We start from the raw sequence: 22,164 nt of genomic DNA, 5'->3' as shown, positions 1-22,164 counted from the left end.
TGGTTCTGAATGCGGTTTTTGTAAGCGGTGGGTGACCCGTGATTGGAATCCTGAAACACCAAACCTATCGTCATCTGTTTTTGGCCCAGGTGGTCGCCTTGCTCGGCACAGGGCTGGCAACCGTGGCCTTGAGTCTATTGGCGTTCGATCTGGCTGGAGATAAAGCGGGGCAGGTACTTGGCACGGCGATGGCCATTAAAATGGTTGCCTATGTGCTGATTGCACCGCTGGCCTCAGCGCTTGCCGAGAGTGTGCCCCGACGATTGATGCTGGTATCGCTGGATCTGGTGCGGGCTGCCGTTGCACTTGCCTTGCCTTTTGTGACGGAAGTCTGGGAGGTGTATGTACTGATCGCCGTGCTGCAATCGGCATCTGCGGCCTTTACGCCGACGTTCCAGTCCACCATCCCGGACACCTTACCCAACGAGGACGACTATACTCGGGCGCTGTCCCTTTCCCGTCTGGCCTACGATCTTGAAAACCTGATCAGCCCGGCTCTGGCCGGCATGCTGTTGTTGGTCACCAGTTGGCAGGGGCTGTTTTCCGGCACGGTGGTTGGCTTCATCGCATCCGCGTTGCTCGTCGTATCGGTGGCTCTGCCTTCTGGCTCTGCACCGGAGAAGCGCCGGAGTATTCACGAGCGTGCCCGCCGTGGGTTTCGTATTTTTATGGCCACATCGCGCCTTCGGGGGCTGATCGCGCTGAATGTGGTGGTCAGCATGGCCGGCTCCATGGTGATCGTGAACACCGTAGTGATCGTGCAGGGCAGTTTTGGCCTGACCGATCAGCACACGGCCATGGCTTTTGCGGCATTCGGCGCGGGTTCCATGCTGGCGGCACTAGCGTTGCCCGCGCTGCTCAAACGCTGGAAGGACCGTCCGGTGATGCTGGCAGGGGCTTGGGTGTTGCTCGGTGGTTTGGGCGCGGCGTGGTATGCCGACAGCCTCTACAGGCTGATGCCAGTCTGGGCGCTGCTTGGTGTCGGATTCTCAACGGTTCAGACACCCATAGGCCGTTTGCTCACCCAGTCTTCTCATGGCGAAGACCGCCCAGCACTGTTTGCCGCCCAGTTTTCGCTGTCTCACGCCGGCTGGCTGGTCGCCTATCCGCTGGCGGGATGGCTTGGCTCATCTGCCGGCATTCAGCCAACGCTGATTGTGTTGGCGGTTCTGGGGCTTGTCTTCCTGATTGCAGCCAGCCGACTCTGGCCCGCCGATGATCCATTGGTGATTGCCCATAGCCATCATGACCTGCCACGCGACCACCCGCACAGAACGGAATCGGGAGCGGAGCATTCCCACCGGTATGTGATTGATGAACTGCATCCGCGGTGGCCGGGTTAAATGACTTCGTCGCCTTTAGGCGTCAAGCTGATGGAAATGTGCCCTAAGATCAACTCCAACTCGATTCAGGAATCCTCCTGAATAAGAGCAACGAGGTCATGCCGAATTTCTTCCCTACTCAAATCGGGCCGCATTAAGAGGCGGGGGTTACCTTCGCGATCAAATACATAAATCGCGCTGCTGTGTGACACCGCATAATTTCCATCGGGGTCAGGTTCGTCATAACCGAAGGTTGTTCTATATCGTTTTGCCAGTTCACGAAGCTGGGGTTCTTTTCCAGTGAGTCCTACAATATTGTCACCGAAGAAATCCACGTATTTTGCGAGACGCTCAGGCGTGTCACGTTTCGGATCGACACTCACGAACAAAGTGAGTACTTCATCCTGAAGCTTCGGGTCCAGGCCACTGGTTGCCTGATTGAGCTTTTGCAGGGCAGTTGGGCAAACATCGGGGCACGAGGTGAACCCGAAAAACAGCATTCTCACGCGGCCACTGTAATCATCGCCAGATACCGACTCGCCCTGGCTATTGATCAGGTCGAATTCCAGTTTAGGCATCAAGCCACTGATGTTTTTGCCGTTCCAGTCTTCCTCGTCATTTCCAAGGCAACCAGTCAGCAATAGGGATGCTATCAGCGTTAAGGTCGCCGATATGATTTTGGAGCGCTGTCGCCAGAAGCGAGTTGTCATGACGCTGTTTCCTCAAGTTGTTTGGATTGGTTGGTATATTTTCCGTCCTGATGCATGGCTCGCCGGAGCATCAGAAGAATGCCAAGGATGCTCATCATGGCCGGAGGGATATAGGTCAGCATGCCGCCAAGAAGCTGGTCGACTTCCGGGTCCAGCGGCCAGGCCCTGCCACAGACTTCGTAAACGTCGTAGACCATGTCACGTGAGAACACGATCCACGCCCCAAGAAACATCTGAAGCACACCTGCGGCAGCCAGAACCAACATGCGTCTGCCATACCCCAGCGATGAGGTGATCGCAGGCGGTCGCGGGTCGAAGATCAACCACCAGAACAGCAGGCCATCCAGTAACATGCTCCAGTTCATGACCCAGTACAGATCTCGACTGAGCATGGCGTCGAAATGGATTGATGGCCACAGCCAGAAATAAATGAGCCCAACAAACAGGAAAAGGGCAATGAAGGGCTGTTGTAGAACCCGATAAACCCAACCCAGAGGCCGGAGCGTGCGCCGCCAGCCCGGGCTGATTTTTTCAAACCAGAACCGCATGACCGGCAAGGGGTTGGACAGCGCGATCAGGATAGGCCCGATGTGATGAAGAATCAGATGCTGGCCCCGATGAACGAAGAACATGTATTGCGCGTAGTAATCGAAGCGCGTCTGCATCACCGCATAACAGATCAGCACCCCCAGGGTGAACGCAAAAATCCGTAGCGAGCCAGGCCGATCCTGATCCGGCATCCGAAGCAGTCCGATGCCATAGAACCCCATCACGAGCATGTAGCTCAGCACGGTCAGCGGCGAGAAATCGTAGGGTAGAAGGTAGTCAAGCAGTGACATAATGTTGCCGGTTCTGGTGTTGTTATTTCGATGACTCTACCTTGGACGTGACCAGGTCGTACAGTTCCTGGGGGCCCAGCCGGTTCAACTTTTCTCCGTTGACGTAGAATGTTGGAGTTCCGGAAATTCCAACCGCTTTAACGTCCGCAGCATCCTGTTGAATAATGCCGTTTATTTCAGGCGAGGTCATACCGGCCCGAGCGGCTTCTACATCCAGCCCGGCTGACTCCGCCGCATCCCATGCTGCGGTGACATCGGGATCGTCATGCCACTGGGGCTGGGCTTCCATGACAGCGTCAAGCACCGGCTCGTAGATCCCCTGTTCGCGGGCGGTTTCCAGAATTCTGACGGCCTCTTCCGAGCCTTTGTGAAACAGCACGTAGCGCAATACCAGGCGCACTTTGTCTGGGTAGGCCGCCATAATCTGTTTCACATAAGGGTACATGGCGCGACAGCCTTCGCAGGATGGGTCGAAGAACTCGACAATGGTTACCTGAGCGCCCTCAGGGCCGACAATGGGGGAGTAATCCCTCACCAGTGGCGTTTTTTCAACAACGGCGGGTTCATTAGTACCCTGAGAACGATCGTAATAAACAAAAGCGGCCGCGAAGATAACCAGACAAATAAGAACAAGACTGATGACCAGGGTTCGGGTTCGCACGTGAGATCTCCATATTTTAGTTTGATTAAATTGGCGTCAGACCTTTTCAGGTGTTTGGTAGCAGCCGACTAGGCACCCACCGCAGATAAAGCATCATTCCAAACAGTTCCACCAGGGACTGCACGACAATCACTACAACGGCCGCAGCCCACGCCTCTGGCATTGAAAGTGCCAAAGGTAAAACCACGAAGGAGTTGCGTGTTCCAAGGCTGAAGGTGACGGTGCGACCGGTTTCCACCGGTAATCGAAAGACCCAGCGCAGAGCCTTTCCAACCAGAGCCGCGGCTAGAAGATAGGTCGGGAACACAATCATCAAGGGCCAGATGAGTGGGCCGGTACTGGTGATCTGACTGACCTGTGTCATTGTGATGATAAAAAGTACGACTGTAAGCAGAGGGACCGGAATCAGGCCCATGAAGCGAATGAACCCGGTGACTCTTCTGGAGTTTTCGGCCCGTTTTTCAGTCAGAAATGCGAGGATAAGCGGGACAATAATCAGCCCGACAAAGGCCGGCAGGAGGTGTCGTCCAAGCTCAAGATTCACGTCGAACTGATTGCCCAGGAAAAGCCAGAGGTAAAGTGGAAGAAGACCCAATTGAGCAATCAGCAGAACCGGTGTTGCCGCAATGGCTCGCGTGCTGTCCCCCTTGCCCAGGTGAGTGAAAGTGACAAACCAGTCGGTACAGGGCATCAGTAATACCAGAAGCATTCCCAACTTCAGCGCGTCATTGTCCGGCAGTGCCAATATCAGTAAGGCGATGATCGCCGGCATCACCAGAAAATTGCCGGTGAGCAAGGCACCCATGAACCGACGGTCCCGGAGTACGTCAGACAGGTGAGTCAATGGTGTTTGGGTAAACGTGGCGTAGAGCAGAACCCCCAGTAGTGCCCAGATCAGGTAGTCGGGCACAATCTCGCCGGGAGAAGTCTTCCAACCGATGAAAAGGCCGAGGACAACAGCGATGAGGTAGGCCCAGACCTGATGGCGTTCAATTAAGTCTCGCATGGGGGCAGGCGCTCTTGATGCGGTAAATATAGCGTTCAACAGTGGCTAGTGTTCGGGCATTGATCGTCACCGCGCTCCCATTGGATGGTTGTATGCTGGATGCCAAAGTGCTCGTTCAGCATGTCAGCGGCCTCGCTGATGATCCGGTCGTCACTCTCGGGGTCCGGTTTCACCAAGTGAACGGTTAGTGCATTTTCAGTGGTACTCAGTGCCCAGATGTGAAGGTGATGGGCCGATTGAACACCCGGTAAATTCTCCAGGCGTTCGTGGACGGCCGAAGGATCAATGCCCTTGGGAACAGCATCGACGGCCAGTTTTACGGAATCTTTCAGCAACTGCCAGGTGCCCATAAAGATCACAACGGCAATAATGAGGCTGACGATGGGGTCAATCCAGGCCAGGTTGGTGAACATCAGTACCGTACCGGAGATTACCACGCCCACTGACACTGCAGTATCTGCGGCCATATGTAGAAAGGCGCCGCGGATATTGATGTCACCTTTTTGCCCTTTGAGGAAAAGCATCATGGTGGCGCCGTTGATCAACACACCAATGCCAGCCACGATCACCACCGTCAAGCCAGCGACATCAGCAGGCTCCGTCAGGCGCTGAATAGCTTCCCAGGTGATGCCACCAACAGCGGCGATCAGAATCAAGGCGTTGAAAAGTGCCGCCAGGATGGTGGTTTTCTTCAGACCATAGGTTTTGCCGTATGTTGCGGCTTTACTGGCGAGCCAACTGGCCACCCAGGCCAGAATCAGACCCATCACATCGCTGAGGTTGTGGCCAGCGTCGGCCAGCAGCGCCAGAGAGCCGGAAATAATCCCATACACCGCTTCGATGACGACAAACAGCGTATTGAGTATGACCGCAATCGCAAATGAGCGGTTATGAGTGTCGAAATGATGGCTATGATCGTGACTGTGGTCGTGCATGTCTGCCTCTATCAACAAGGATTTGTACACAGTTATGAGCCCTGTAGTAGCTACAGGGTCAAATATTTGCGGTCGGTTTTTCTCTTGCTTGGGGAGAAAACCTACCGTTCGTGGGTTTCCTTTAGTACGCGTGCTAAATCCTCAGGTAACGGCATGGGCGCGAATGCGCTGACGTTTGCGCGCCCTGTGTTCCCAGCCGGAACCCAGATGCGGGAGAAGAGTAAGGCAGCAATCGCTCGAGTAAACTGCCCAACGACTTCGCGAGCATCTCTCGTCCGCCAACCCAGTTTGAGCATCCGTATATGAGTTGCGGCGTGCGCCAGAGCGTATTTCTGGCTGAGGATATGGGCGCGTTCAAGATGGGTGAAGGCAGACTGGATATCGCCCCGTTTTTCTGCCTCGTGGGCAGCCTGAAGTTCCGCACGAAAGAAGCGTTTCAATTCACTGTGCATTGATTCCTCCTCCTACTCCCTTCCGTAGTTGCCCGTTTTTGAGCGCGAGTCTTCCACTTGTTCGTCGGGACTTTTTTGGGTTCTAAAGCTAGTGGCCGAAATCATGATCACGCCCAGGACTATGAAGACGTCGGCAAGATTGAACGCCGGCCAGTGCCAGGATTGCCAATGAAAATCCAGGTAATCGACAACGTAGCCTCGGAAAACTCGGTCGATGACATTTCCGAATGCACCGCCAAGTACCATCGCATAGGCCAGGGCTTCTGTTCGCTTATGGCTGTCCCGAATCAATTTGACCAGAACAGCCGAGACGACAACGGCTATCGCAATAAAAAAATATCGCTGCCAGCCCCCGCCATCGGCGAAGAGACTAAAGGCAGCGCCTTTATTCCATACGTGCACCCAATTAAAGAAAGGAGTGATCTCAACCGATTGCCCGTAAGCCATGGATTGCTGGACGAGCCATTTAATAAGCTGGTCGGCCAGCGCTACCAGTGTGGAAAAGCCGAGAAAGATAAACGTAGAAAAACTAGCACGGTGTTCAGACATCGAATTATCCTTTTAGTGCAAGGATGCGCTTGGCACCAATGAATACAATGCCTCCCACAACGCCGCCAATAACCAGATCCGGATAGTTTGAACCGGTCCAGGCAACAAGAAGCCCCGCAAGGATAACTCCCAGATTGATAACCACATCATTGGCCGAAAAGATCCAGCTGGCTTTCATGTGAGCACCGCCTTCACGGTGTTTTGCGATCAGAAGAAGGCAGCTGATGTTGGCAACGAGAGCAACAGAGGCGACGGTCATCATCATTGACGACTGGGGATCACTGCCGAACAGAAAACGCCTGCCAACCTCAACCAGTACACCGACGGCAAGGATAAGCTGGAGAATGCCAGCCACATGCGCAGCTCTGACCTGCATTTTGATGCCGTGCCCAACGGCGTAAAGAGCAAGACCGTAGACGGCAGCGTCGGCAAGCATGTCTAGCGAGTCTGCAATTAGGCCAGCAGACTGCGCGATCAGGCCCATCGTCATCTCGACCAGAAACATCAGGCCGTTGATTGCCAGCAGTATCCATAAAGTGCCGGATTCCTCAGTCTCGTTGGCATGAGACGATTCAGCCGCCCTGACGGACTCAGGGCTGGCTTCTTCTGACTTCTGCAAGGAAGCGCCCAGCCCCAGGGTTTCCAGCTTGCTGGTAATAGGTCCTGTTTCGCCCTGATGAATAATTTCCAGCTTTCGATTCGATAGGTCGAATGAGAGTGACTGAATGTTGTAAACGCCCGTGAGCGCCATCCGAATCATTCGCTCTTCTGAAGGGCAATCCATTTTTGGCACGTTGTAGGTGCTGAGCTGACTGCCTGTTTCGGCGGTGACGGGTCTCTGAAACTCATTGTTTACGACAGGATCTTCACTGCCACACTGTCCATCGCAGGGTTTGCTCATTTTCGCGGCTCCGGTTCTCGCACAAGTTCCGTTATTTAAAACCCTGTAGTCACTACAGGGTCAACGTTAAGTTGTTAGTTTTGACGACACTGGTGAACCCACCGCGATTCGACGACTTGCGGTTTGACCCTGTAGTAACTGAAGGGTTGAACTGGAGTACGTCAAAAAGGAGTTTGAGCAACGATGAGACAGAGCAACAAGAGCGTACTTATCCTTGGTGGCCACGGAGCTGCAGGGGCGGCTATTGCAACACTCTTGGGGCAACGGATCGACGGAAACATTGTCTTGGCAGGCCGGTCGCTGGAAAAAGGGCGTGAACGGGCGGAACAATTAGATCGCCCGGGGAATACCGGGCAGAACTGGCATCAAATTAACAAGGTGGTGTCCGGTTTAGCGGGGGCCACCACAGGGAGCGAACAGAAGAATTTAGTGAATGACCTGGCGTCAGACGGAAAGCGCTTCCGTGCCCACGACGCGATGTACGAAGACAGCCGCTTATATTCAAGTTCAATTCAGTGTCAAAGGATATAATAAAAGGTTTTTGTTTTAGGTTGTTGAAATACAAAGAAAAAATTTAAAAATGTAACAACTCTGCAATAAGTGCAAAGCACCATCTACTCAGCATTTGAAAGACTTCAAGTGTCATTTTGAATCTATCTAATCTGAAGAGGTGCTCATGAAAAAGTGTCTATCAATGTTGGTGTTTGGTGGGGTTGCAGTAACTTCAATGAATGCACTAGCGGCGGAAGGTCCTATCCTGTATGGCAAAGCCAATGTTTCGTATGAAAACCAGGACGACGGTAATAGCGATACCTGGAAGCTCCAGAGTAATGCGTCCCGTCTGGGGGTAAAAGGGGCGCTCAATACCGACCTCGAAGGCTTGGAGGCGATCTACAAGGCAGAATTTGAAATATCGATTGATGATGGAGATAAGGATGGCCAGACTTTCTCGCAGCGTAATATTTACGGTGGCTTCAAGCAGGCGAACCTTGGTGCACTGATTGCGGGAAAATTTGATACACCTTTAAAGTCAGCGCAGGGCAAGGTTGACCAGTTCAACGACCTACAGGCGGATATAAAAAATATCATGGCTGGTGAAAATCGGACCAGCAACATTGTTCAATACAGTTCTCCACGTCTGTTTGATGCTGTGGGCGTTAGTGTTGCCGTCATCCCGGGTGAAGAGCAGTCAGCTGGGGCAGAGAACGACGGACCTGCGGATGCAGTTTCCAGCTCTTTTACGTTTGAGAACGACCATTTCTACGGCAGTATTGCCTACGATTCTGATATCGAAGATTCACTGGAAGCCGATTCAAGTGGCGATAGTCGTCTCAATATCCTGCGAACCGTAGGGAAGGTCCGATTAAGCAACTTCGAGATCGGCGCAGTTTACCAGTTGGCAGAAGAAAGCGATGGCCCTGGAGAAGATACGTCTTATCTGGTTGGCGGTGCCGTTAACCTTGAGCGTTGGAAGATCAAGGCGCAGTACGGACTGACAGAAGCCGAGACAACAAACGAGGAGCTAACCCTGCTGGCCTTGGGGCTCGATTATAAACTGGCTAGCAAGAGTAAGGTTTATGCTTACGTGTCTCAGGTGGAGGCGGACTTGGCTGACTCTGAGGACTCCACATTTGGTGTGGGCTTCGAGCATAAGTTTTCCATGTAGGGTCGAGCGTGATCGCTGAATACAGGGAGACCGACGTATCTGAAATCTTTTCCGGATTTCAAGTTCATTTAAGGTTCGTGTGAGAACCTACTTGCGAGTTAACTAAGGTTATTTAATGGCGGGAATGCTTCATTCCCGCCTTTTTTTTGACCTTTAGTCCGTTGTTCTAGCTGGTTTTAAGATTTACGCCACGATCCGTACGAATCGGATATCACAAACAATCAAGAAAGAAACTGGAGGGGATTACATTGAAACGCAACATTCTGGCCACTGCGATTGCAGGGATGACAACACTGTCGGGAAGTTGGGCCGCGACGGCAGCGGAGATTGAATTCCACGGTGATATGGATAACCGCTTTCAGGCTTACACCAATCAAAGAGACTGGTTTTCTGGTGGTAACTCAGGTGGCGGTACGCTGAAAGATGACGAGCCGACCGAGAGCTTCGGCGAGGTCAAATATCGCTTCTGGGCGAAGGCAACTTCCGACGACAAGAAAGTTACCGGTGTATTCGCGACGGAGATTGGTGGCATCCGCTACGGTGAGGGGGCGGGTGGCGACTATTCCGGTGATGGTGTGAACATCGAAACACGGTGGGCTTATGTGGATTTCTTGGTGCCCAACACGCTAGCCCAGCGCGTATCGCTGGGCTTGCAGCCAGTGTCAGTGAACCGACATGTCTGGACTGAAACCGCCACAGCCGCTGTTTGGAAAGGCTCACTGGGCTCTGGATTTGACTATCAGTTGTTATGGGGGCGAGGTGACTCTTCCAATGAGAGCGGCGTCGACTCAGAACAGGACGAAGGCTGGGATGGCGCGGACAACTTCGCGATCAACCTGAACAAGCGTTACTCACCGAACCTGAGCGCGGGCCTATTCTATCTCTATCAGATGAATGATCAAATTGCTGAGGGAGTAGGTACGGTAAATAGCAGGGAGTATGAACTGAAGAGTATCGCTGATAACTCCAAATATTCCGTTTCCAGCTTTGGGGTGGAGATGGATTATGGTCAGGAGACGTCGCTAGGCCGCATGTTCGTGAAGGGTACGGTGATTGGCCAAAGCGGAACAATAGAAGGTGTAAATTTCGTCCCATTGAATGGTGCTAGGAATCCCAATACGAACTATGACCTTTCGACCTTTCTGGGACGCGGCGAGCTCGGGCTGCAATTTGGACCAAACCAACTGACGTACACCGTGCTCTACGCATCGGGCGATGGCAATGAGCAAGACGCGGACTTCGACGCCTTCATCGCCACGGATGTCGACTTCAGCGACAGTATGATTTTTCAGGAAAACATGACGAGCGATGACTACTTCGCCGAAACGCCCTATATCCTCGACAAAGGGTATTTCATGAACAAGCTACAGCTCGATCATAAAGTAGCGGCCAATATTACGGTCAGCGGAATGATTGTCTACAACCGCTTGGCTGAGGACATTGCACTTGCCGATGGATCGTCCTCAAAAGATCTCGGACTGGAATTTGGCTCCAAGGTCTCGTACCTCCCATACCCTTCGCTTGAGCTGTCGGCAGAAGCTGCATACCTGGCATCAGGCGATGCCATGGATGCGCTGGAGGAAACTGCCTTACAGGACGGCAAAAGCGATCAGGACATTGTTCATGTTGCTGGTCGGGTAAGGTACAAGTTCTAACAAAAGCGGGGTGGTGGGAGCGCCACCCCGCTTTTGTTATACGAAATGAATCCGCATTAAGTGACTTTTTCCTATGATGACTCGTTCTGCAGTATTTGTGTTCCTGATGCTACTACTAGCTGGTGCGGTACAGGCGGTTGAGCGTGAGCATCCCGCAAAGGCAAAGGTCACTCAGGTAGATCGTGATCAAAAAGTGCTTTCCCTCACAGTTGACGATGCCACTGCTGAGGTGGGTGATTTATTTGTTGTGTTGCGGGAGCCTGATAATGCAGGCATCCCGGAACAAAATCCTTCAGTCATCGGTATCGAGAGTATCGGAAAGGATCAAGCAGTAGGGAAAGTGCTGTTTGGAACGATGCCCTCCGTTGGAGCTGTAGCGAAACGCTTTTACGGTATCCCGGCGGTGTTTACTGACAGAGCCGGCGACCCCAGGGCGGTAACGCCGGCGTTGAAAGCCCGATTTCCTGATCTTTTGTGGCGGGACGAGCCAGAGGCGTCAAACGATGTGCCATTGGTGCGCTTTCAAGTTACCGGGAGAGGTCAAGCCGTTGCGACCTACAATAACACCTGGTTGGTCGGCATCGTACAGACCGATGATGAAGAACGTCGGGTAGGTTCAGTTGAGGAGGAGGTTTTAGCGTCTCCATTTGCCAGACTGCCCATCAACGCAAAGTCGTTGTCCGCGTTTCGTTCTGGCAGCGATTACTATTTTGCGGCGGAGCATGGAAACAAACTCAGCTTTTTCCTTGTTGATTCCAGCGGGGCTGTTCAGAGCCTGGCGTCCATTGAGGTGCCCCGTCGGGAGAAAGTTATCCGAATGGACTGGTACGTTTCAGAGAACTCATATTACCTCATTTTAAATCAGTGGAATGGCCGTAGTGTTTCAAGTTCTTTGATCCAGTTGGCCGAGGGGGAGGCCGAAGCCATCGGTTTCATTCCCTTAATTTTGGGATTGCAGGATTTGGACGCTGACGGTCGCCGGGAAACTATTCTCGGGCAGTCTTTCTACTCAGAGCAGGGGTTTGGTTCAGAGGTTTATGAGATATTAATCTCACCGAACGGGCCTGACCTTGATAAGGCCGATCATGAAAAGTTAAGCCGATACACGCCGGTGTTTCGGGTAATCGGTGCCGTTGTTCAGAACAAACCGGGACCTTTGAATATGGTGACCGTCTCCCAAGGGAAGGTTTCATTTTTCCCTGCTGGCACTGAGGGCCCACATCTGGACTATGAGATTGGAAACCGGGTGTCAGGCACGAGTATGACTTACGACGTGTCGCCTGAGTTGGTGTTTAGTCCGAGGCAAACACTATTTTTGCCGAACCTGCTCGTACGCTCCGGTGGGGACGCAGTTAATATCGGGATTCCACAGGAATCCAGTGCAGCCGAAGATATGATAGGTGTTTATGATACTCGAGTTGATTGGTTGACGCTGAGATCCGGGAAATCTCCTAAAACGCAGTCAACAAGTCTTCTAACGTCGGCTCCGGTGTCCCCCGTATCAGGCAATACAGAGTTATTCTTTATGTCGCCGGATGAAAACTCAGTTCAAAGTGACAGTTTTGACGTTGAGACGTTGGTGTATCGGGCTGCTATGCCTACTGGTCGCTGACTAAAGCTGGATAAGTTGCCCTTGTAGTCGTCAAATGCTTCTGGGAAGCTCGATTAGAACCCGAAGACCACCTTTGGGTGATATAGAAAAATGCATGGCGCCACCGTAGTCATTGATGATTTCCTCAACGATTGATAGGCCAAGGCCATAGCCAGGGGTTTTTTCGTCCAGTCTTTTCTGGCGCCTGGTAAGATCGGCGAGTTGGTGTGACGCTACTCCGGGGCCGTCATCTTCAACAAGAATGGTCAAAGTGTCATCGTGAAGTTTCAAGTGTAGATGAACTTCCTGAGAGCACCATTTGCTTGCGTTATCAAGCACATTACCCAAGATCTCATTAAAATCACGCTCATCAATTGGCCAGACAAGCTCTCTGGGTAATGTTTCTTGAAGATGGATCTGTTTGTAAGGATAGATTCGACTGACTACGTCCACCAGTGCCAGAGTTCTCTCAATGATCGGTGTCGCCTTTCCAATGTACTGACCGGACATTTCGGTTTTTCTCATTTGAGTGTCGATCAGCTCGTGCATTTCAGACAGTTGAGACTTAATTTGACTCGCGATTGTGGTGGGAATGGCTTCGTCATTGATCATGGAGTTTATGACGGCAAGGGGGGTTTTTAAGCTATGAGAAATATCTGCGGCTAGGTGGCGTGAACGGGTAAGTTTTTTGTCGTACGACTCTAATAGACGATTAAGATGTTTGACAAGTTCATTGAATTCTTCAGGTACGTTCTCATCCAGTCTATTACGCTCACCCTTTTTAAGCGACGTTAATTGGGAACTCATCATTTTTAAGGGTTTTAGTGCGATAGTTACCCCAATAAATATGATCATTGATATCGTAACGAGAATTGCAAAAGATATTATCCATATAAGAATGTGAATTTTGTCAAGCGTGTTTGGGGAGTAGGAGCTTTTTTCAATTATAGTAACGCTTAGTTTATCTTGTCTGTTATTAAATATTTTGTAGTAGCCAAGGATTGAGCGATCATCATCCGATATGTGAAAAATTCCAGGCTTTTTGAACGATTCTACCACCTGTAATTTCGGTTTAATGTTCTCGCTTGTAAAACTCCGACCTTGACTGTCTTCGATGTGAACAGAATATTGAGACAATGAAAAATTTCTGAGAGAGGATTTTGTAATTTCTTCTTTATCATTTGTTAGCATCTTTGAGAGTCGGTTAGCTGCAGCCTCTAGCTGCTGCCTGTGAAGCTCGTCATGGATATAGTCGATTAAAAGGGTGTGTGAGAAGAATATTAGCCCGGTACACGCGAAACCCGTTAGTGTCAGAAAAGTAAGCAGTTTCCGTTTTATTGAAGGGCGTTGTTGTTTTCTGGGCATGTTGTCTGCCAAGCAGGTGGTTAGAATTTGTTATCGACTAAATCTAGGCCTAAAAAAGCCGCACTACAAAAGTAGTGCGGCAAGACGGAATGGTGGAGACCATTCACGATGCAACTGGTTTTAGAATGTCGTGTATCGACAAGTTTCTATTATTCAATCGAAAAAGCTATTGGTGCGACATTATTTCTAATGAGTAAGCTGATCTTTTGAGAATTGGTCTGATTTAGATAGATTAATATCGCCCGACTTTATCATCTCGTGATAAATGTCGTCTTTATTCGATTGCATCAATTTTCGGCGAGCTTCCATGCCTACTTTAGATAAGGCTGCCTGAGTCATTACCCTATGCTGTCTCTTCATGTCCTGAACGCTGCTTTCGGAGAGCATGTTTTGTGCCAGGCTGCCGTCATTGGCCTCAGAGGCATGGAGACTTCCTGCCGCCAAGGTTAATGCTAGAGATGTGAGCAAGAGATGTTTTCTCATAGAGTCACCTTTAAGTTGAATGGTCTGCATCCCGATGGAAACAGATGAACTTTAACTCAGCTTGAAAAAATAAAATTAGATGATGAAAAGGGCACAGTTATAAGAGCGGTTGCGATGGGGCGTTAATACAAAGGTATTAAGGGGGCTCTTTTTCAATTTCGTTTCAAGTTCATCTGCTATCAATGGCGAGTCGTTGTTCTGGCGGAAAGTGCGAGATCAATGAACCACTTACCGGTAGTGGCCGACAACTGAAGCGCATTAGCTGTCTGTTTGTTCAGGGCCAAGTACCGGTCAGATGACATACAACGAAAGCTCATGGAGACTGATTTACAATGCAAACTAATAAACTCAGGTTAGCGATGAGAGCAACACTAGCGCTTGCGGTTACGGGTCTGCTGGCCCCGTCTGTTCATGCGCAATCTGCAACTGAACTTCAGACACAGATTAATGATTTGCAGCGCCAATTGGATGACATGGCGGAAAGTAAGGGGTCGGAAGGTTGGATGGTGCCTGGCACTAACACCACTGTAACAATCGGTGGCTATGTCAAGCTGGACATGATCTATGATTTTGATCAGGACATGGGTGACAGCCTGTTCGTAGCAGGCCTTGATACTGCTAATAGCGATAGCGACCCTTCATTCCGAGCCCATGCTCGACAATCACGGGTTCGGATTAAGACAACCACGCCAACCGAAGTGGGTGATGTCAAAACGACCGTTGAAGGTGACTTCTACGGTGGTGGCGGTAATGAAATTTTCTCCAACTCCAGAGGGCTGCGTCTTCGTCACGCCTATGGTGAGCTGAACGGCCTGCTCGCCGGTCAAACCTGGAGTAACTTCATGCAATTTACCGCCTATCCGTCCACGGTTGATTTCGACGGTCCAGTAGGTGTTTCTTTTATTCGTCAGGCACAGTTGCGCTACACCATGCCTCTTGGCGGCGGTGCTAATTTTTCCGTTTCTGCTGAGAATCCGGAAACAACGGGTTTTGACGGCTCCCGCGATAATGCGCCGGATCTGACTGCCAAGTACAAGTGGGCCGGCAGTGCTGGTGGCATTGAAGTTGCCGGTCTGGCACGTTCGCTTCAGACTGACTCTGCAGCTGCTACGGGCGACGATAACGCCTTTGGTTATGGCGTTTTGATCGCTGGTCGGCTAAACCTGACCGACGCCACCACGGTCATGGCAGGGGCGATCTTTGGTGACGGCGTGGGTCGTTACATCTACAGTTCCTTCAGCAATAACGACAGCAGCGCTGGCCGCACTGGTATTGGTGAAGCATACATCGACGCCAACGGCGATCTTGAAACCATTGAGGCATACGGTGCCAACGTTGCTATCAGTCAGCAGTGGACGCCGAAGTTCTCCTCTGGTCTGTCCTATGGGCGGGTAGAGGGCGATCAGCCAGCAGATCTGTTCCCAAACTCCTTTGAAACCCTGCAAAGCGTTCACTTCAGCAACTTCTACAAAGTTGCTGACCCGGTAACGCTGGGATTGGAGCTTTCCTTCGCAGACAAAGAGTTGGCCAATGGCGAATCTGCTGATAACACTCGCCTGCAACTGGCTGCGCAGTTCGATTTTTAATCGTTCATAGTGTTGCTTCACATAATTGGACCCAACGACGGGCTGAAATAGGCCCGTCGTTTTTTATCTGCGCTCCCTCCCATGCGCTGGACGATGCCCTCCTCTTTTGTCTCTTTCTTTCACCTCTTTTTGGCGTATACCCCGCCATAGTTTCGTTGAACTCCGTACGAGTTTAGGTTTGATGGCGCCGAATTCAGACTGATTTAAAGGTCTGTCTGTAGGGTCGTCCTGGCATTTACGGCGAAAACGCTGATTCATGTATCTCAGTCAAATAGCCAGGATGATATTGAATGAACAAACGACTGTTGTTGTGGGTGCTGATAGTACCCGGAGTCTTGAACGTCATGCCTTCGGCGGCGGCCACGGCCGGGGAGAGCGTTTCACTCAAGGAGTACCAACGAGCCAAGGCCAGCCAGGCTGTCTCCTTGAGAGAGGCAATGGTAATGGCATTTGAGAATAGCCCGGTGTTGGCTTTGAGGAGGGCTGCGGTGTCCATGCAAGAGGCTGAGCTCGATCATGCCAGCCGCTGGGCGCCCAGCAACCCCGAGCTTGAGCTGAGTGGCCGTGACAATCCAGATCAGGCGGATCAGTCACTGAATTACGAGGTTCGGGTTACTCAGGAAGTCTGGATGGGCAATCGGGGCGATCTCGGTCAGTCGCGTGCTCAGAGCACTCTCACTTCTCAACAGCAGGAACTTGAATACCTGAAGGTGGCGACCAAGGCCCGAGTGCGGTCAGCCTACTTCAAGATACTGCTTGCTCAGAAAGAGCTGGAAACCGCAACCCGCACCGTTGAGCTGATGCAGCGAACCAAAGAGCTGGTTGAGGTGTCCGTTGAGCGGGGCAAGCAGACCAGGATTGAGCTCAATACCGCCGTCATTGGCTTGGCAAGAGCTAAGAACCAAAAGGCCGAAGCGGCGCAAAAGCTTAGGCAGTCAAAAATTGACCTGACGGAAGTTCTTGGGGTGTCCCCCTCCGATGCGGTAGGGGTCGCGGGAGAACTTAATGTAGCTCGTGCCAACTTGCCACCAACTAATCGGCTTGTCGCGACGGCTCAGCGCCAGAGAGGGGATCTGAAAGCGGCAGCCGCCAGAATTGCTGCGAATGAGTCCAGTTTGAAACTGGCCAAGAGTCTAACGACTCCGAACCTGAAAGTGTTCGGATTCTACGAGCGGGAGGAAAGATCCAACCTTTTTGGTGCAGGTGTGTCGATGCCTCTGACCGTGTTTCATGATTACTCCGGTGAAAAAAGGGAGGCTTCGGCTCAGTTAAGAATCTCCGAGCTTGAGGCTGAGGCGCTGCGTTTGGCGACTGAGCGCCAGGTCGTATCCGCTGTGGCCCAGTACGAATCCGCCGCGCACAGATTGCGCCAGATGAACGAGTCGATTCTCGAGCGTTCGGAGGAAACGCTGGAACTGATGCAGAAAGCCCTTCAAGCGGGAAAAGTCGATGCTTCCGATGTCCTGGCCGCCCAGGACAATCTTTTATCGGTGAGGCAGGAATACGTCCAAGTGCAACACGACTATATCGACGCCGTCCGGGCCTTGGAAGTGAGCACCGGTGGTGCCCTTTCAATGTCATCCGGTTCCTGATGACAAGAAAATTAATGGTTGAAGATTCTTTTACGTCGAAGGTGTTTAGATGATTCGAAATATGCAGATATTGTTTGTCGCGATCAGTTTTCTGGTCTATCAGCCACTGGCGTACGGCGCCGAAGAAGCCGAAGGAGGGCAGCACCAAAAGGGAGAGGCCGGGCACGCGTCTGAAGGCAGTGAGGCCCGCGAAGTTCATCTGACCCCAGAGCAGAGGGAGTTGCTCTCCGTGCAGACTGTAACGGTGCCCCGAGGCCGTGCTGACAATATCGTTACTGCGCCAGCTGAAGTTCGCTATGTTCCGGATCGCGTCGCTGAGGTAGGGCCGCTATTGCAGGGAAAGCTTACGAGACTGGCTGTTGATCTGGGGGACCAGGTTGAAAAAGGCCAGTTGTTGGCCGCGTTGAACAGCGTTGAGTTGGCCCGCATTCGTTCCCGCCTGAACTCGTTGAAAGCTCGGAAAGAAGCCGCGACTGCGGAGTATCAGCGAGAAAAGCAATTGCGGAGTGAAAGCTTCACCAGCGAAGAAGAGTTCTTGGACGCCAAGGCCGCTTATCTTGAGATTACAGCGGAGTACGATTCGATTCGTGAGCAACTGGCGGTTTTTGGCAGTGATTCGTCAGGCGCAGATAGCAGTCTCGCACAGTACGAGCTCCGTTCTCCTATCCAAGGTCGCATTGAGCGCATGGATGCCCGGTTGGGCCAAACCTTAAGCTCTTCAGATACGCCTTTTACCGTAGCTGATACCTCTGTGGTGTGGGTGATGTTGCAAGTTGCCGAAACTGACATTGGCAGGGTATCCGTCGGAGATGAAGTTCAGGTCTTCTCAAAGTCGGTTGCAGACCGCTTTCACACCGGGGAAGTGTCCTGGATCTCAAATGAGCTTGATGAGGAAACCCGCACCATTCCGGTTCGCGTTGTACTCGAATCCCCCAACGGCGACCTTCGTCCAAATACCTATGCCAAAGCGAGAGTCATGACTCAATCGGCGGCATCACTGCCCCTAGTTCCACACGATGCCGTGCAAACCATCGATGACGAGTCCGTTGTATTTGTTCCGGGTAATGAAGGGGGAGCCTACAAGGCGGTTCCAGTCACTCTTGGCAAGGAGGCTAACGACTGGATAGAAATTAAGTCCGGCATCAGCGCAAACACGGAAGTGGTCTCAGTGGGCGCTTTTGATCTGATGTCGGCCATTACCGCCAGTGGCCGCAGCGCCGCTCACGGACACTAATACTCGGGGGGAGCATGATCAACGCAATTGTGAATTATGCGCTGAACAATCGTCTGATGACGCTTGTCTTTGCTATCGCCGTGATCGTTGCCGGCGTATTTTCATTTCAAAAACTGCCGGTGGATGCGTTTCCGGACGCGACACCGACCATGGTTCAGGTATTCACTACCAGTCCTGGATTGTCGCCGGTTGATATCGAAACGCTGATTTCCTATCCCGTTGAGATCAGCATGTATGGTATTCCCAAGTTAGAAAAAGTGCAGAGCACGTCGATTTTCGGACTTTCGCGGGTGACCATCTATTTCGAAGATGGCACCGATATCTACTTCGCCAGGCGGCTAGTTAACGAACGGCTATCCGAGGCCAAGCGCCAGATTCCCGAAGGGATGGGGGAACCTGAACTCGGGCCCATCGCAAGCGGTCTTGGGCGCATCCTGATGTATTCCCTGGAAGCTGAGGATAAAGAGCAATACAGCCTGCAGGAAATTCGCACGATTCAGGACTGGATTGTCAAACCCCAGCTCAGGACCGTGCCGGGCGTAACCGGTGTGCTTTCTATCGGCGGCGAGGTAAAGCAGTACCAGGTCAATATTGATGCGCAGAAGCTTCAGGCAAGGAACCTGACGGTGTCTGATGTTCGCGGCGCCCTCACCCAGAATAATCGTAACGTCGGCGCCTCATTCATTACTCGCGGAGGTGAAGAGTACATTGTCCGCGGTTACGGCTGGGTCAACTCCGGTACCGCAGGCATCAAAGATATCCGGAACATCATTGTGTCCAAAAGTGAGGGAGAATCTCCTATTTACGTCAAGGATGTGGCGGAGGTTGGCCTTGGACCGGCAATTCGTCGTGGCGCAGAGGTGTCCTCAGGTGAGGAATCCGTGGGCGGCTACGTGATGAAGTTGATCGGGACCAACACCAGTCAGGTACTTGAGGACGTCAATGCAAAAATCGATGATCTGAACAAGTCACTTCCCGAAGGGCTGAAAATAGAAGCGTACTACTCTCAGGCAGACTTGGTGGGCAAGGCTATAGGCACTGTCGAGAAAGCGCTGCTTGAAGGCTCGGTTCTGGTGCTGGTTTTTCTCTATCTGTTCCTAGGAAATATTCGTTCCACACTGATCGTGGTGGCGACGTTGCCGTTGTCTGTACTCTTTGCGTTCATTGCTATGCGCATGTCGGGCCTGTCGGCCAACCTGATGAGTCTGGGGGGGCTGGCTATCGGCATCGGCATGATGGTGGACGGCGCTGTCGTGATGATAGAGAACATCTTCCGACACCTTGAGGAGCGATCCGATGAAAAGATCAGCGTTCTGAGGCTTGTAGGTGAGTCAGCCCGGGAAGTGGCCCGTCCGATCGTGTTTGCGATTGGCATTATTATCATCGTTTTTCTTCCGTTGTTTACGCTACAGGGCGTTGAGGGCAAGCTGTTTTCGCCCATGGCCTACACCATCAGCTTTGCGTTGGTCGGTGCGCTGTTACTCGCGTTGACGTTGGTGCCTGTTCTGGCCTCCCTGTCATTCAAGATGGGCGGGCGTCACAAAGAGCCGAAGCTGGTTCTGTTCCTGAACCGGCTATACAAGCCGGTAGTGAATACTGTCGTCAAAGCCCCTAAGATTGTGATGGGCGTTGCCGTCATTGCTTTTGCCGGCAGTCTTCTGCTGTTTCCCTATCTCGGGAGCGAATTCGTGCCCACGCTCAGGGAAGGCACGTTCCAGATTCGATCGACACTGCCTCCTGGAGCCAGTCTTGAATCCGCCATCAAATATGGCAAAAGGATTCAGTCCGTTGTAGACGAATTTCCAGAGGTCACCGGCACCTATGCCAGGATCGGTCGTGCCGAGGTCGGTGGTGATCCTGAACCTGTGAACGTTGTTGCGACGCTTGTCAATCTGAAGCCCCTGGATCAGTGGCGAGAGGACGTGAGCTACGAGGATCTCCAAAGCAGGATTGCGGATGCTTTGGATGAGCGGGTTCCCGGGCTTGCCAACAATCTGTCCCAACCGATTCAGCTCAGAACCGACGAACTCCTGTCAGGCGTTCAGGCGCAACTGGTTGCCAGCATTTTCGGCGACGACCTGGACGAGTTGGGCCGGATCGGCAGGGAAGTGGCGGCACTGGCGCAAGAGGTGCCGGGTGCAACGGACGTCCGCGCTCAGCAGAGTGCGGGTAAAAAACAGATCGTTATTCGCCCCGACCGTGAAGTGCTGGCGCAGTTCGGCATCAGCGTCGATAACCTGATGAGTACGGTTGAAACCGGTATAGGTGGTAAAGGCGCCGGGCTGGTCTTCGACGGTGTCCGTCGATTTGAGATTTTCGCCCGGCTGCAAGAGTCCTATCGCGGGTCCATCGATGAAATCAGAAAGCTTCCCCTCAGGGGCAACAGTGGCGAGCTTATCCCGCTTTCACGGGTGGCCGATGTTGAAATGTACGCAGGCCCCAAGAAAATTTCACGCTCCAATGCCAGTCGCCGTCAGTACGTGCAGATGAACGTGCGTGGTCGCGATATGGGCGGTGTTGTTCAGGATTTGCGCAAGCGGATTGAGGAGCAAGTGGATATGCCGCCGGGGTATTTCGTGGAGTTCGGCGGTCAGTTTGAGAACCAGGAAAGGGCCATGGCGCGGCTAGCGATCGTTGTGCCCATTACTCTGGCGCTTATTTTCCTGCTTCTCTTTTCTGCATTCAGTAGTCTTCGCTATGCGGCGCTGATCTTCATGAATGTGCCCTTTGCGGTTACTGGTGGCATTGTCGCGTTGTTTGTGACGGGGCTTTACCTCTCCGTGCCCGCTGCTGTGGGGTTCATTGCGGTGTTTGGCGTAGCCGTACTGAACGGTGTGGTAATGGTGAGCTACATCAATCAGTTGCGGGACGAAGGCTACGAAGTCATTGAAGCAGTCAAGCTGGGCGCTCAACGCCGTTTGCGGCCGGTTCTGATGACAGCCTCTGTGGCTATTCTGGGGCTGATTCCCCTGCTGCTGGCAGATGGCATTGGCTCTAATGTCCAACGGCCACTGGCAACGGTTGTGGTTGGCGGTCTGATCACGTCAACGCTGCTGACGTTGGTAGTGTTGCCCAGCGTGTATCAGTGGTTTGCATCCGAACGTCGTGACGTTGAAGTCTGATAGTCAGGAGGCGGTTTATGTATGAAATAAAAGCGTATGTCAGAGAAGTGATGGCAGAGCATGTGGTTGATGCTCTGGCCAAAGTTAAGGGGGTGGCAAGCATTGCTGTCGTGTCTCTCAACGAATTTGGTCATCTGGTTGGCGATGAATCGCCTCTGGAGAAAGTGCAGATGGTCAAGCTGGAAGTAGATGTAGCGACCGATGCTGTTGCCGATGAAGTTGTGGACATCATTGTGCGAACGAGCAGGACCCGGGATGGGCACCCGGGGGATGGCAAGGTACTTGTATCCCGCCTGGTCCAGGCCGTTCGTATTGAAGACGGTGCGACCGACGAAAGCGCACTCCAACCCACTTCAATCTAGCCCCTTCCTGGAATGAGACGGTGGCATCGCGGCGATTGGTCGCGAGCTGCCGTTCTTAGCCTCATTGAGAAGCGTTACAAAGAGTTTTTAGCGACTCATATCTGAACTGTTTTTCCGAATTCAAACTCATTTC

The 22,164-nt window shown here is 52.2% G+C and carries 20 protein-coding genes; 10 read left to right on the top strand and 10 right to left on the bottom strand.

What is annotated here, in order from left to right:
* Positions 1 to 38: 38 nt before the first annotated feature.
* The gene (locus ACTRWH_RS14260; protein WP_228210849.1) at positions 39 to 1,343 is read left to right on the top strand and encodes an MFS transporter; all 1,305 of its coding nucleotides are present in this window, start codon (positions 39 to 41) and stop codon (positions 1,341 to 1,343) included.
* Between the two features lie 65 nt (positions 1,344 to 1,408).
* Here the strand turns inward: ACTRWH_RS14260 and ACTRWH_RS14255 are convergent, their stop codons facing one another.
* The 8 genes from ACTRWH_RS14255 to ACTRWH_RS14220 form a co-directional block, all read right to left on the bottom strand.
* Positions 1,409 to 2,032 (bottom strand): SCO family protein, encoded by a 624-nt coding sequence (locus ACTRWH_RS14255; RefSeq protein ID WP_228210850.1) that lies wholly within the window; start codon positions 2,030 to 2,032, stop codon positions 1,409 to 1,411.
* On the bottom strand, positions 2,029 to 2,871 hold the full coding sequence (locus ACTRWH_RS14250) for a cytochrome c oxidase assembly protein (protein WP_228210851.1): 843 nt from the start codon (positions 2,869 to 2,871) through the stop codon (positions 2,029 to 2,031). The genes ACTRWH_RS14255 and ACTRWH_RS14250 overlap by 4 nt, the downstream gene beginning before the upstream one ends.
* Positions 2,872 to 2,893: 22 nt before the next feature.
* The gene (locus ACTRWH_RS14245; protein ID WP_228210852.1) at positions 2,894 to 3,532 is read right to left on the bottom strand and encodes a DsbA family protein; all 639 of its coding nucleotides are present in this window, start codon (positions 3,530 to 3,532) and stop codon (positions 2,894 to 2,896) included.
* Positions 3,533 to 3,578: 46 nt separating this feature from the next.
* A complete protein-coding gene (locus tag ACTRWH_RS14240) occupies positions 3,579 to 4,538 on the bottom strand; it encodes an arsenic resistance protein (protein WP_228210853.1) in 960 nt (319 codons plus the stop codon).
* 35 nt (positions 4,539 to 4,573) lie between these two features.
* Positions 4,574 to 5,473 carry a cation diffusion facilitator family transporter gene (locus ACTRWH_RS14235; protein WP_228210854.1) on the bottom strand — a complete coding sequence of 300 codons (900 nt, stop codon included), beginning with the start codon at positions 5,471 to 5,473 and terminating at the stop codon, positions 4,574 to 4,576.
* A 101-nt stretch (positions 5,474 to 5,574) separates the two neighbouring features.
* The gene (locus ACTRWH_RS14230; protein ID WP_228210855.1) at positions 5,575 to 5,925 is read right to left on the bottom strand and encodes a DUF3703 domain-containing protein; all 351 of its coding nucleotides are present in this window, start codon (positions 5,923 to 5,925) and stop codon (positions 5,575 to 5,577) included.
* 12 nt (positions 5,926 to 5,937) lie between these two features.
* A complete protein-coding gene (gene lspA, locus ACTRWH_RS14225; protein WP_228210856.1) occupies positions 5,938 to 6,474 on the bottom strand; it encodes a signal peptidase II in 537 nt (178 codons plus the stop codon).
* 4 nt (positions 6,475 to 6,478) lie between these two features.
* Entirely contained in the window at positions 6,479 to 7,375 is an 897-nt protein-coding gene (locus tag ACTRWH_RS14220; protein WP_228210857.1) for a cation efflux transmembrane domain-containing protein, read from the bottom strand.
* A 183-nt stretch (positions 7,376 to 7,558) separates the two neighbouring features.
* Here ACTRWH_RS14220 and ACTRWH_RS14215 point away from each other — a divergent pair, with 183 nt between their 5' ends.
* From ACTRWH_RS14215 to ACTRWH_RS14200, 4 genes are all read left to right on the top strand, one after another.
* A complete protein-coding gene (locus ACTRWH_RS14215; RefSeq protein WP_228210858.1) occupies positions 7,559 to 7,906 on the top strand; it encodes a hypothetical protein in 348 nt (115 codons plus the stop codon).
* 145 nt (positions 7,907 to 8,051) lie between these two features.
* A complete protein-coding gene (locus tag ACTRWH_RS14210; RefSeq protein ID WP_226909893.1) occupies positions 8,052 to 9,041 on the top strand; it encodes a porin in 990 nt (329 codons plus the stop codon).
* 248 nt (positions 9,042 to 9,289) lie between these two features.
* Positions 9,290 to 10,696 carry a hypothetical protein gene (locus tag ACTRWH_RS14205; protein ID WP_228210859.1) on the top strand — a complete coding sequence of 469 codons (1,407 nt, stop codon included), beginning with the start codon at positions 9,290 to 9,292 and terminating at the stop codon, positions 10,694 to 10,696.
* A 73-nt stretch (positions 10,697 to 10,769) separates the two neighbouring features.
* A complete protein-coding gene (locus tag ACTRWH_RS14200) occupies positions 10,770 to 12,308 on the top strand; it encodes a hypothetical protein (RefSeq protein ID WP_228210860.1) in 1,539 nt (512 codons plus the stop codon).
* 30 nt (positions 12,309 to 12,338) lie between these two features.
* Here the strand turns inward: ACTRWH_RS14200 and ACTRWH_RS14195 are convergent, their stop codons facing one another.
* Together ACTRWH_RS14195 and ACTRWH_RS14190 are read right to left on the bottom strand one after the other, a co-directional pair.
* Entirely contained in the window at positions 12,339 to 13,652 is a 1,314-nt protein-coding gene (locus ACTRWH_RS14195; protein WP_228210861.1) for an ATP-binding protein, read from the bottom strand.
* 186 nt (positions 13,653 to 13,838) lie between these two features.
* Positions 13,839 to 14,135 (bottom strand): hypothetical protein, encoded by a 297-nt coding sequence (locus tag ACTRWH_RS14190; protein WP_228210862.1) that lies wholly within the window; start codon positions 14,133 to 14,135, stop codon positions 13,839 to 13,841.
* Between the two features lie 359 nt (positions 14,136 to 14,494).
* Here ACTRWH_RS14190 and ACTRWH_RS14185 point away from each other — a divergent pair, with 359 nt between their 5' ends.
* The 5 genes from ACTRWH_RS14185 to ACTRWH_RS14165 all read left to right on the top strand — a co-directional run bounded on the left by ACTRWH_RS14185 (position 14,495) and on the right by ACTRWH_RS14165 (position 22,031).
* Positions 14,495 to 15,721: a DcaP family trimeric outer membrane transporter gene (locus ACTRWH_RS14185; protein ID WP_462826528.1), complete on the top strand. Its 1,227-nt coding sequence runs from the start codon at positions 14,495 to 14,497 to the stop codon at positions 15,719 to 15,721.
* Between the two features lie 290 nt (positions 15,722 to 16,011).
* The gene (locus ACTRWH_RS14180; RefSeq protein WP_228210864.1) at positions 16,012 to 17,313 is read left to right on the top strand and encodes a TolC family protein; all 1,302 of its coding nucleotides are present in this window, start codon (positions 16,012 to 16,014) and stop codon (positions 17,311 to 17,313) included.
* Between the two features lie 49 nt (positions 17,314 to 17,362).
* Positions 17,363 to 18,547 carry an efflux RND transporter periplasmic adaptor subunit gene (locus ACTRWH_RS14175; RefSeq protein ID WP_228210865.1) on the top strand — a complete coding sequence of 395 codons (1,185 nt, stop codon included), beginning with the start codon at positions 17,363 to 17,365 and terminating at the stop codon, positions 18,545 to 18,547.
* Between the two features lie 14 nt (positions 18,548 to 18,561).
* Complete coding sequence (locus tag ACTRWH_RS14170; RefSeq protein WP_228210866.1) at positions 18,562 to 21,669, top strand: efflux RND transporter permease subunit; 3,108 nt, start codon at positions 18,562 to 18,564, stop codon at positions 21,667 to 21,669.
* Between the two features lie 17 nt (positions 21,670 to 21,686).
* A complete protein-coding gene (locus ACTRWH_RS14165; protein ID WP_007151691.1) occupies positions 21,687 to 22,031 on the top strand; it encodes a P-II family nitrogen regulator in 345 nt (114 codons plus the stop codon).
* Positions 22,032 to 22,164: the final 133 nt, after the last annotated feature.

It is taken from the genome of Marinobacter sp. G5_S1_61_S3 (genome assembly GCF_054968585.1).
The sequence above is the reverse complement of the archived record's forward strand: the minus strand, read 5'-3'. Positions and strand labels throughout refer to the sequence as shown.